Source organism: Lysinibacillus sp. BF-4 (assembly GCF_000743635.1).
Taxonomy (GTDB): domain Bacteria; phylum Bacillota; class Bacilli; order Bacillales_A; family Planococcaceae; genus Metalysinibacillus; species Metalysinibacillus saudimassiliensis.
This window is the reverse complement of record NZ_JPUW01000052.1, coordinates 1-11,584: the sequence shown is the minus strand read 5'-3', so window position 1 is coordinate 11,584 and position 11,584 is coordinate 1. Positions and strand designations below refer to the sequence as shown.

10 protein-coding genes are annotated in these 11,584 nt (G+C 40.7%); 6 read left to right on the top strand and 4 right to left on the bottom strand.

Annotated features, from left to right (window positions below; all coding sequences use genetic code 11):
- The coding region (locus tag CH76_RS12365) for a hypothetical protein (protein WP_036146830.1) at positions 1 to 599 on the bottom strand (599 nt) is incomplete at its 3' end.
- A 110-nt stretch (positions 600 to 709) separates the two neighbouring features.
- Positions 710 to 1,390, bottom strand: coding sequence for a hypothetical protein (locus tag CH76_RS12360; protein WP_036146828.1), 681 nt, complete (start codon positions 1,388 to 1,390; stop codon positions 710 to 712).
- Positions 1,391 to 1,631: 241 nt separating this feature from the next.
- On the opposite strand from CH76_RS12360, the gene CH76_RS12355 reads away from it, so the two are divergent.
- The 4 genes from CH76_RS12355 (at position 1,632) to CH76_RS12340 (ending at position 5,059) form a co-directional block, all read left to right on the top strand.
- On the top strand, positions 1,632 to 2,549 hold the full coding sequence (locus CH76_RS12355; RefSeq protein ID WP_036146827.1) for a tyrosine recombinase XerC: 918 nt from the start codon (positions 1,632 to 1,634) through the stop codon (positions 2,547 to 2,549).
- A 145-nt stretch (positions 2,550 to 2,694) separates the two neighbouring features.
- Positions 2,695 to 2,844, top strand: a complete 150-nt coding sequence (locus CH76_RS12350; RefSeq protein WP_036146822.1) for a hypothetical protein — start codon at positions 2,695 to 2,697, stop codon at positions 2,842 to 2,844.
- 115 nt (positions 2,845 to 2,959) lie between these two features.
- Complete coding sequence (locus tag CH76_RS12345; protein ID WP_036146820.1) at positions 2,960 to 3,136, top strand: hypothetical protein; 177 nt, start codon at positions 2,960 to 2,962, stop codon at positions 3,134 to 3,136.
- A 216-nt stretch (positions 3,137 to 3,352) separates the two neighbouring features.
- Positions 3,353 to 5,059 carry a GGDEF and EAL domain-containing protein gene (locus tag CH76_RS12340; RefSeq protein WP_036146818.1) on the top strand — a complete coding sequence of 569 codons (1,707 nt, stop codon included), beginning with the start codon at positions 3,353 to 3,355 and terminating at the stop codon, positions 5,057 to 5,059.
- A 30-nt stretch (positions 5,060 to 5,089) separates the two neighbouring features.
- Here the strand turns inward: CH76_RS12340 and CH76_RS12335 are convergent, their stop codons facing one another.
- Entirely contained in the window at positions 5,090 to 6,193 is a 1,104-nt protein-coding gene (locus CH76_RS12335; RefSeq protein WP_051910364.1) for a TFIIB-type zinc ribbon-containing protein, read from the bottom strand.
- Positions 6,194 to 6,206: 13 nt separating this feature from the next.
- Positions 6,207 to 7,325, bottom strand: coding sequence for an SPFH domain-containing protein (locus CH76_RS12330; RefSeq protein ID WP_036146814.1), 1,119 nt, complete (start codon positions 7,323 to 7,325; stop codon positions 6,207 to 6,209).
- Positions 7,326 to 7,469: 144 nt separating this feature from the next.
- Here CH76_RS12330 and CH76_RS13595 point away from each other — a divergent pair, with 144 nt between their 5' ends.
- On the top strand, positions 7,470 to 10,109 hold the full coding sequence (locus CH76_RS13595; protein ID WP_051910363.1) for an AAA family ATPase: 2,640 nt from the start codon (positions 7,470 to 7,472) through the stop codon (positions 10,107 to 10,109).
- A complete protein-coding gene (locus CH76_RS12320; RefSeq protein WP_036146812.1) occupies positions 10,093 to 11,571 on the top strand; it encodes a hypothetical protein in 1,479 nt (492 codons plus the stop codon). The genes CH76_RS13595 and CH76_RS12320 overlap by 17 nt, the downstream gene beginning before the upstream one ends.
- Positions 11,572 to 11,584 lie beyond the last annotated feature (13 nt).

The window sequence follows — 11,584 nt, the reverse complement described above, 5'->3', positions numbered from 1 at the left end:
CTTTTTTCTGCGATAATTTCATCCATAATGGCACGTTCCTCACGTGAGTCCGCCAAGTACTCTTGGTCAATGGTTTGTGCGTGGTTCATAATCTCTGCCATAATATTTGTGTTAATGAGCTGTAGCTCTTGCCAAAGTGCTGTGATTTTACTTTGCGTAACTGCCGAAATGGTAGTTTTTTTACTAAATGTTTGGCAATCCTTCGCCATATCTTGTAGCATCATACGATTTTTATCGAATACAAAATATACCTCACGTTTAATATCGCCATCTCTTACATAGGCAATAATGTCATAGTAATACGGCGCATTATGTTGCTGTAGTAAAGGGGGAAGTAATTTATTAACTGTAATGTAATCTTCCCAACCTGCAAGTAATTGTCCACTTTTTTTGAGTGCTGCATCAGCTTTTTTAATAGCTAGTTGTACCTTCACTTCTTCAAGCCAAGGCTTGATACGAGTTGGGTAAAGTTTAATACCAGCGATTAGCGCAGTCACTGCCGCAATTACAAACCAATACGTCACCATCACCGTAATAATAAAGCTTACTACTGCGAAGGCAATCGCAAGTAGGATAAACCATCCTATAAGACTGTCCACGATTTATCACCTCATCCTAATTATTACATAATGACAATGGTTTTCCTATGTTAATTTACATAACAATATTATGTAAACAAAATAAAAAGAAGGGAGAAAAAATCTCTCCCTTACTGTTTCATAGATTGTTCAAATGCCTGACGCTCCTGTTCGCGCGCCGCCATTAATTTTTCGAGTTCCTCACGTTCTTCACGTGCTTCGCCAAGGTAATCATTTTCGATCATTTTGGCGTGGGCTTTCATCGCGCTGATTAACTCATTATGCATATGGCGTAATTCGCGCCACATTACTTTAACCTTAGCTTCTACAACGGGTGACGGTTGTTTATCTAAAGAAATCGTTTTTAAATCACGCGCCATATCTGCAATAATAATCGCATTTTTATCAAATATTAAATATACATCACGTGAAATATCGCCCTCTTTAATATAGTTGCGTAACTCTTTTGCTTCCTGTTTAAAATATTTAAAACCATCTTGCTCTGCTTCAAACATTTGGTGACGTAAGCGTTTTACATATTTTGAGTCATCTTCGATTAAACGTTTTTCGATGTAGTTGTATTCCTTCCAAGCAGGTAAGCGGTTAGTTGTGTCGCGCTCTTGTGTAAAAGCAGCAAATTGTTCCTTGGTCTCGACCACAACATCCTTCGAGCGCTCAAGTACATATTTTATAAAGTATACAATGGCCACTAAGCCAACAATCCCTATAATAAAGGGAATGGCGTTAATTAACATACTGATACCGATAAAAACCATTAAAACTGTAGCCCATGTAGGTAATCTTTTGTTCATAATACTCCCTCGCTTTCGTAATAGCCTTACTATAGTATACGGCGTAGCCTTAAAAAGGTTTCATTTCTAAAAACGCTGTGAGACGAAACGAGATGGGTAACCACCCACCTTAGCTAAATTCGATGCGTCTCACAGCGTTACGTAAAAGTAGGGTAAAACAATGAAAAACTAATAATGTTCCCAAATTTATATTTGGGAACATTATTTATGCTATAATTTATGAGAGAAAGGAAGATAAAATTTGCAACCTAAACTATTACGAGATTTCCTCGTTTACCTTACAACCATCCGCGGTAAATCTATGCGTACACGCAAAGAATACGAATATGATCTCACCCTATTTTTACGCTTTGTATTATCTATGGAGCAAGGCAAGGATATCGAGGAGATCACGTCTATTCAAGAAGTAACGATTGATTTACTTAAAGAGCTAACGCTCGAAGATTTGTATTTATTTATGGAGTACTGCGAACAAGTGCGAGGTAATGGTGTCGCCTCACGCGCACGCAAAGTAGCTACCTTAAAATCTTTCTTTAACTATTTGCGCGACAAACGCCGACTGCTTGAAGAAAACCCAGCTGCCCAACTCGAAACACCTAAGCAGGTACGCCGCGCGCCAATTTATATGACATTACCTGAAACAAAGCAGTTTATTGCTGGGGCAAAAAATCCGCGTGATTTTTGTATCGTTACATTCTTTTTAAACTTAGGTTTACGTGTAACTGAATTATGTAACCTAAACGAAAGTTCCATTCAGCAAGATTACATTACGATTATTGGTAAAGGTAATAAGGAACGCATTATTTATTTGAATGATGCCTGTAAAGAAGCGCTTACGCAGTATAATGCGTACAAACATAGCTACCGTGGTACGGGCGAAACACCGCTCTTTGTATCGCAAAAGGGCACGCGTCTCACGCGCCAACATATTTCGCGCATTATTAAAGAGGTAAATACCGCTTCAGGTGTTAATAAAAAAGGTGTTACACCCCATAAATTACGTCATACATCAGCCACTTTGTTATATCAAGCGGGGGCAGATATTCGTAGCTTACAACAAATATTAGGGCACGAAAGCGTAGCAACGACACAGATTTACACACATATCGAAGACGAGCAGCTCCAACAAGTGCTGAAAAACAACCCATTGAATGAGTAAATGGGTTGTTTTTTCTTGCTTTAAGCTAAAATATTGTAATTGTCAAAAAACTTAACAAAAAGGGTTGACGCTGTACTACAAACTGTTGTATATTATTAATTAATAACAGCAACTGTTATACAACAAACTTTAGGAGATGGTTACAATGACAATGTACAAAGATGGATATCGATTTTATTGTGAGATGTGTGAGAATTTTGGTATTGAGGCAATCCCATTCCGCTATTACGTATTACAATTATCGCAAGAACAGCTTTCGGCATACAATCGCCAAGCTTTAGCTACAGCAATCTAATAAAAAGGATGTGTACGTCGTGACAAAAAGCGATGCCGCAATTTTACAGTAAGCCCTTCAGCGATTTGTTTCGTCGGGAGGGCTTACATTTTATTTAAGGGAGGAAGTAGCCGTAATGCAGGATTATCGAAAAGGGTATAACTATTACCAAAAAGCATGCGAAATGCACGGTTTAAAACCAATTAATTTCCAATATTATATGATGACTTTGTCAGAAGAACAGCTGGCTGCTTATAATAAAAGCGCCAATAAACAATTACATACACCGCAGAATATCGTAAAAATACCTTGAAAACCTTTGAGAAACCTTGCTCTTGAAGGTTTTTTATTTGTTTAGGGTGAAATATAGTGAGTAGTCGTGGTATACTATGACTTATATGCCATAAGGCTAATTCGAGTGGCGATTTTATATAACTTTTTACGTAACTAGCATTTTAAAAATACATCTTATAGCATAATTTAAAGGGAATTTACCGCTAGTTCTTACACAAAGGTGGGAGAATAATCTATGCAACAGCAGTCAATTGTACTAAAAGAACTGGATAATGGTGATTACACAATGGAAGAAGTGCAAAATATTATTTCTGCACTGAACTTTTCTGTCATTGTAGCCATCACAAATCCGCAAGGGAAAATCACGTTCGTTAACCAACACTTTTGTGATATTGCAAAATATACTAAAGAGGAGCTAATCGGACAGGATCACCGCATTTTAAATTCGGGCTACCACCCAAAATCCTTTTTTAAAGAAATGTGGCGTACGATTGGTAGTGGGAAGACATGGAAGGGCGACGTTTGTAATCGTGCTAAAGATGGCTCTCTTTATTGGGTAAAGACCACGGTAGTTCCCTTTTTAAATGAAAAGGGTAAGCCTTACCAATATGTTGCGATTCGTACGGATATTACGGCACAAAAGGATATAAAAAAAGTGACAGAGCTTGCGTATCGTGATGAGTTAACTAATCTACCGAATCGTCGCAGACTTAATAAAACAATGAACGACTATATTAATCAAGTAACACCTTTCGCAGTAGTATTTATTGACGTTAACCGCTTCCGTAATATTAATGATGGGCTAGGTCATGTAGTGGGTGATTTGTTTTTAAAAGAAATGGCAACACGTTTAGCGAGTTTAAATACAGCTGAGGAGATGTTCTTCCGTTATAATAGCGATGAATTTATATTTATTACTAAGGATGTAGCACAGATTGACCGTGTAGCACGTCGTATTATTGGCCTATTTGATGAAAGCTTTTTAATTGATGATTTTGAGTTTTATGCATCAATTAGTATTGGTATTAGTATTTTTACAGAGGATGCGCATGATTCTGAACAATTATTAAAAAATGCAGACACCGCTTTACTTAGCGCGAAACAATCCCATAAAATTAGTGATTACCAAGTCTATCAGCCTAATCTTAATCGTGGACATGATAAGTGGCTCATGATGGAAACAAAGCTACATAATGCGATTAAATTGGATAAGCTAGAGTTACATTATCAGCCAAAAATTAATATTAAAAACGATACGCTTGTTGGTATGGAGGCGCTTCTGCGTTGGCATGATGAGGATTTAGGGCAAGTATACCCTGATACATTTATCCCTTTTGCTGAGGAGTGCGGTTTAATCGGTGATATTGGTGTATGGGTGCTTGATAAAGCTACGCGTCAAGTGAAAGCATGGAATGAACAATATGGTACTTCGTTGCATGTCGCGGTGAATATTTCGCCGATGCATTTAACACAGGAAAACTTTGTTGCGTCCGTACAGGCTACGATTGATGAAGTGGGGCTACGTCCGCAAGAGCTAGAAATCGAAATCACAGAGATGACGATGCTTGATTACACGGAGGACCTAATTCAAACGATTACAAGTCTACGCGAGTTAGGCATCGCAATTTCGATTGATGATTTTGGTACAGGCTATTCATCTTTAAGTTATTTAAAAAAATTCCCGATTGATGCTTTAAAGATTGATCGTGCTTTTGTGCAAGATATTATCCCTGAGCCATCAGGTGTAGCTATGACAGCGGCTATTATATCATTAGCACATGCGCTTGGTCTTTATGTTGTAGCGGAGGGCGTTGAAGAACCAGAGGAGTTAGCTGTATTAGAGAGGCATGGTTGTGAGTTTGTGCAGGGCTATTATTTTAGTCGACCTTTACCAGCTGCAGAGTTTGAAAAGCTCATTACCCAACCAATTTTACGTAAATAAAGAAGCAACCGCAGCTGCAGTTGCTTCTTTTTATTGATTGCTAAAGTATAAATACAACATCGTAATGACCGCTATACCAAGCAATACAAGCAGGCTAACTTTTACCCAACTTGTTGGTGCATCACCCGCGACCTTACCACTCTGCCCATTAACAATAAAGGGATAAACCTCACCGTTAAATTGGAAAGATGACAGCCAAATCGGTAATAAAATATGCTTATAGGTAATCGCATCATACGCTGTATCCACGTGCTGTACAATGACGATGTCACCGCGTGTTTTACCTTCAATGCTTGCGCTAATGCCTGCATCTACCTCATCACGTGCACGTCGCCAACCTGCTTCGATAGGTACAGCGTAGCGTTCGGCAATAAAGCCCGACAAGTAAGCGTCTTGGTAGTCCACTAAATCATGGAGTTTAAACGGCTCAATTTTACGTAAGAGATGGTCAGTATTTTTATTGGTCGCATGAATTAATACGTCGTCAAAAAATTCTTCATGGTAACCATTCTCTGTATGCCAGCGTGTGTGCTGAACCATACGTGTGTGGGTTGTCGTATTACCATTTGCATCGGTAGTTGTATAGGTTTCAGGTACATAGTAATGTGTACCAATTTTAACGGTATAATGTGACGAAGTTTGTGTATCATATGTCCAGTAAGGGATATAAATCCCTGTTAGACGGTCGAGCGTATGACTCGTTTTTAGTTTACTAGGCGCGAGGTAACGCTTGTTAATCCATTCCTTAAACATGGCTTCCGCTTGTGTACGTGCAATATGAAAGGGAATGACGAGCGAGGGGCGTATGCCTGCGTTATTGTCTGTTTTTTCGATATGGGAGGAGCCACAAAACGAACAAAAGTCTGCCACGTTTTGCCCCTGCAAAATCGTTTCAGCCCCGCAGTTATTGCAGTGAAACACTCGTAAATCATCCGACCAAGCTGTATTTGCGGCTAGTAATGCCTCAGTGTAGTCAAGCTCTATGTTATTAAGTGTCGTGCGCTCGATAGGGATGACCGTCTCGCAAAAAGGGCAACGTAGCTCATTAATCGAAGGGTCAAAAAGCGCATTACCGCCGCAGTTAGGACATTTAAAGTTAGCTGTAGCTGAGCGTGTTACATCGGTATGCGTCATTTTTTCTCACCTCTTACGCTAATGTTTCGCCGCACTCTGCACAAAACTTAGCAGTTGGGCTGTTGACGTGATTACATTTTGGACATGTTTTTTCGGTTTGGTTCGTACCGCATTCAGGGCAAAACTTAGTATTAGCTGGGATAGCGGCGTGACAGGTGATACATGCTTGTGTAGCAGGTTGTGGTGCTTTACCACATTCAGGACAAAACTTAGCTGTCGGCGAAATTTGTGCCTGGCAGTGTGGGCAGGCAACCGTTTGTGCGCTTTGTTGGTTTTGATTCATTGCATTTGTCATCATGCCGCCAAGTGCTGCACCTGCACCAAGTCCCGCGCCTGCACCTGCAAGACCGCCCGACTCATTTTGAGCCGCTTCACGCAGTGCTTGACCTGCTTGGTATTGTTGAAACTGTCCCATATTCCCAATGACACCCATAGATGTGCGTGTATCCATTGCTTTTTCGACTTCTTCTGGTAGTGATAGGTTTTCGATGTATAGTGATGTTAACGCAAAGCCAAAGGCCTCAAAACGTGGCATCATTTTTTGGCGGCCTAATTCACTTAGCTCGTCGTAATGGCTCGCTAAATCAAGCGCAGGAATTTTAGACTCCGCAAATAAATCACTTAAGCCTGAGACAATCATTTTCTTTAATTGCCCCTCAACCGCTTCTGTAGTAAAGGTTGCACTTGTACCAAATAACTCTTTTAAAAATACGCTAGGATCACTTACACGGTAGGAGTAAATACCATAACCACGTAAACGAATCATGCCAAACTCAGCATCACGCATCATAATCGGGTTAGATGTACCCCATTTTTGGTCAATAAATTGCTTTGTATTTACAAAGTATACCTCTGCCTTAAAGGGCGAGTTAAAGCCTTGTGGCCATGATTTTAGTTTCGTTAAGATAGGAATGTTGCGTGTAGCTAACTCGTGGTGACCTGGGCCAAACACATCAGCTACAACACCCTCGTTCACAAAGACTGCCATTTGCGATTCGCGTACGATTAATGATGCTCCCATTTTAATTTCATTGTTTGCGACAGGGAAGCGGTACACCAATGTGTTTGATGTATTGTCTGTCCATTCGATTACTTCAATAAATTGATTGCGCATAAAATCAAAAATACCCATTGCAATCCCTCCTCTATATATCTATTTTATACGATAGCGCGCCAAAAAGGTTTCCTTTTTCTCAAACGCTTATATGACGATGCCCCTTGCACATGGTAAAATTAAGGTGAAACATATAATACTTTACACAGAGGAGATTGACGCATGCAAAATTATGAGACATTATCTACCGAAGTAAAAGAGGCCTTAAGCTCAGATAAATTTATTGAGTGGCTCACACAAGATTTAACTAACCCCATGCTTGCCGAAATTACTATGCAACTCGACAAAAAGCTACATGGAAAAAACCCTAATAAAATGCCACGTAAGTTTTATGAGGTGCAGCTCAAACGTTTAAAGAATAGCTTTTTATCGCGCGTCTTGCCTGTGCCTGCATTAAGCCTGCCATTATTTGCGGCACTGCCAAAGGATAAAATGAAGGCTATTGAGGAGCAAGAGTTAGCGAGTCCGTTGTCTAAAGAAGTTATAGCGGAGTTAATTACGAGTGTGGAAGAGATAACAATTGATCCTACACAACAAGCATTGCTTTACCTTACCAATAACCATTTTGACGAAGCATACACGCTATATCAGCAGTATTATGATGAGTCAAAGCCCGTAGTAAAAGAAAAAAAGACACCCGTCACGCCAGTGCCAGACACTAAAAAAATAAAAAAACAATTAGAGACAGAGCGTAAAAACTGGCAACGCAAAACAACTGCCTTAGAACAGGACAAGCTGCGTGAGCAAAAAAAGTATGAGGCACAGGTAGCAAGCTTACAGCAACAATGCGAGGAAGGGCGCACACAAATTAAACAGCTACGTACTGAGGTGCAAACGACTGAGGAGATGCATGTACAACATGTTGCCCGCATTCAAGAGCTTGAGTTAGCATTGCACGAAAAGGAGCATGCGCTTAAAGAAGCTGAGGAGACTGTTACAACCATCGCGGCACGTGAGCCTGAAGCGGTCATGCTTGGTTTTATCGAGCATTATGACCCGTATGATATGGACCGCACAATTTTCACAAATACAAGTGGCGAACTACAGTTTGGCATTCGCCCACTATCTTCACCTTACAAACGCTTTCCACTACAAGATATTGCTAAAATCACTTCTTGGGGCACAGATCTTGTACCAACAGGCTTTCGTGATGTAGGCGGCACTAATGACGAGCGTTGTGCTCACTTATATCGCCATACACAACATGATTTATTGCTTTTTAAATGTTATAAACGTCCCACTACAACTGGGCAGGCGCATTGGGTAGCGCGTGATATTGAGTTACTACCGCGTACTGAACAGTTTACCCTAAACGATTTCTATCAAGCTTTACCTGTATTTACCCCTAAATCAAGTGAAACAGCCGATATCACAGCCTTTTTAAAACGTCTTCAAAGTCGTAAGTTTGTTGGGCGTATTGAGCAAATTTCGCACGATGTAGAAGATACACCTACTATTATTTTTTACGAAACGGCAGATAGTTTATTCTTCATTGGTTCATTTACCTCACATCATTATGCGCATGGTGGCTTTAAATTTGATGTGACTGAAGATTCCCCACTACGTTATGGTGAAGTACCTGCGGATATTCGTAGTAATTTGTATCGCTATCGTGATGTGGCCTTTATTGAGCAAGCTCAGCTAGACGCATTGCGTTATTATATGCAAGACGCAAAGACATTAAGGGTGAAAGCGCCTACGGAACAAGTTATAGTGGTTAAGTCTTTTACCCAAACAATTGCAAATGAAGCAGCATTTTTTGCGCGCTGGCTTAAGGAAACAGAGGCGATGCAGTTAGCTTATAAACCGATGGATTTGCATAACTTCCATACTTGTATGAAAACAGGCGGACTTACGATTTTAGCAGGCATGAGTGGTACAGGTAAGTCGCAGTTAATACAATCGTATCGTCGTAGCTTAGGGTTAACTGCGGCGCAATTTTTATTTATCCCTGTTAGCCCCAACTGGACGGATGATGCGGATATTTTAGGTTATTTTGATGTGGATAAGGCACAGTATGAGCCTGCCACTACAGGTATTGTAGATATCCTATTACATGCCGAAAAGCACCCTAAAGAAACGCATATCATTTGTTTTGACGAAATGAATTTAGCACGTATTGAACATTATTTTTCACAGTTTTTGTCGTTAGTAGAGCTTGCGCCTGAAGATCGCACACTTAAATTGTATAACCCACTTTATAAAGAAAAAGTAGCGCGTTACCCACACGAGATTAAACTTGGGGATAATATCGTATTTGTTGGGACAATTAATTTAGACGAAAGTACGCACCAGTTGAGTGATAAGGCTTTAGACCGCGCTAATTTAATGACACTACGTGTATTACCTTTTGCTAAGGCCTTTCAACATAAGGCTCCTATTACGCTTGGCACAATTAAAAAGCCTGTTGCACTGCATACATTTGCTGATACTACAGCCGTTATGAGCTTAACTGAGCGTCAACTCAACTTTTTATGGGATTTACATGAGTTATTACAACAGGTGAGCGCCTATAGTGGTGTAGGTCCACGTATTGTGCGCCAAATTGATAAGTATATGAAAAACATAACAAGTTTTGAGGGAAGTACGTTAACAGCCACAGTCGCATTTGATTTACAAATCGTTCAACGTATTATTTCTAAAATCCGAGGAACTTCTGCTGTCATTACTCAACTTGTTCAGGACGCAGGTGATATTGTGCAAGTGTGCAATAGCTATGAGGATTTATCAGACTTTACGTATGTGCGCAAGGCATTGGCCGTAAAAGCAAAGGAGCTAACGCAGCATGGCTATGCCTTTTAAGCTAATGCTTGTGGAAAAGCCCAAAGAAGCGGTTGATGTCACGTCGTATTTTGTAACTGAGCAGGAGGCTACAAGTGGAGCTATTCAGTTAACGGAAAATACCGAGTTAATGATGCAATTTACTGGCAACGACGCAAGATTATATGCTGATTTTTTAACGGAACATACACCGCTTACTTCGCAGGATGCGATAGGGGTTTATGCGATTGCTCGTCCGCAGCCTTATGTTATTTATGCGTATGCTAATAATAGGAGCTATCCATTAATTGCAGGGGATTATTATTTACAAGTGGTTGCACAAGGAGTGCGCTATTACGCACGGCTTACGGTACAACCGAAGCGGATGACTAAGCAACAATTTGCACGCATGCGTGAGACATTGCTTACCAATGCACGAGAGCTTGCGATGACACGCTCAAGTAAGATTGTTGAGCAAGAGGAGCAGGCGCCTATACTATTACCATTACTACGCGCTTTGTCTGAGCAACCTCGCTTTGAAGTAACGAAGGGGTATGGGCTACAACCGAAGGGGCAGGGACGTATGGATGGCAAAGCTAAAAGACTACGTCGTCAAAAACCCTACCGTCATTTACAGCCAAGTGTACAAACCTTACCTAACTACGACATTGCCGAAAACCGCCTTCTTAAACACTGGCTAACGCAGTATGCTTTGACATTAGCGCCTGGTACGATAAAACAGGCAGTGCAACGTTGTTTACAAGCACCTTGGCTACAAGGTGTAGCACAGCCTCGCGCTAGCTTTTTACCACGTGTATTTTTTAGCGCAGGTCTTTATGGCGCTATCTATCAAGCGCTTCAGCAAACGCTACCACAGCGTGTAGTAGTAGAGCAGGACCATTTTAGACGCACAGACGAGTTATATGAGTTATGGGGCTTTATTAAACTGGCACAATTAACAGAGGGGCTAGGCTATACTAAAATCGAAGAAGTACGCACCGCACAAAAGCTAACATATACGTTTATGCGTGGGAGCAGTAAAATTTATATGGTGTACGATGAGTTAATCCCGAGAATGCGTGAACAAAGCTCTGTGACGACGCCACTGTATACGTTGCAAAACAATCGCCCTGATTGCCGTATTGATTTATGGAAGGCAAATCACTATGCGGGCTCACTCATCGTTGATTTTAAATACCGCCACCGCGATTATATTTGGGAGGATGAGGTGTTAGTAGATAGCACACTGCCTGTGCCAGCAACGATGCTACAGTTAGAGGCGTATAGTCGCAATATGCGTACTGCGGTACTGTCTACCACGACACCAGCTGTAGCGCTTCAGCCTGTACATGAGGTGTGGGCACTCTATCCCTTAAAATATGAAGGTGCTATACAGGACGAACGCAATGCTTTTATGGTTCGTTTAATGGATTTAAGCCCGTGTACGGATACTTCACATATTAGTCAACATCTCGAGCACATTTATACAAAGGCTCTAGGCTAACAAAACAAAAAAG

Coding starts and splice junctions, on each gene's coding strand:
- CH76_RS12345 (WP_036146820.1), top strand. CDS start 2,960: ATGCAGGATTATCGAAAAGGGTATAACTATTACCAAAAAGCATGCGAA.
- CH76_RS13595 (WP_051910363.1), top strand. CDS start 7,470: ATGCAAAATTATGAGACATTATCTACCGAAGTAAAAGAGGCCTTAAGC.
- CH76_RS12360 (WP_036146828.1), bottom strand. CDS start 1,390: ATGAACAAAAGATTACCTACATGGGCTACAGTTTTAATGGTTTTTATC.
- CH76_RS12320 (WP_036146812.1), top strand. CDS start 10,093: ATGGCTATGCCTTTTAAGCTAATGCTTGTGGAAAAGCCCAAAGAAGCG.
- CH76_RS12335 (WP_051910364.1), bottom strand. CDS start 6,193: ATGACGCATACCGATGTAACACGCTCAGCTACAGCTAACTTTAAATGT.
- CH76_RS12350 (WP_036146822.1), top strand. CDS start 2,695: ATGACAATGTACAAAGATGGATATCGATTTTATTGTGAGATGTGTGAG.
- CH76_RS12340 (WP_036146818.1), top strand. CDS start 3,353: ATGCAACAGCAGTCAATTGTACTAAAAGAACTGGATAATGGTGATTAC.
- CH76_RS12330 (WP_036146814.1), bottom strand. CDS start 7,325: ATGGGTATTTTTGATTTTATGCGCAATCAATTTATTGAAGTAATCGAA.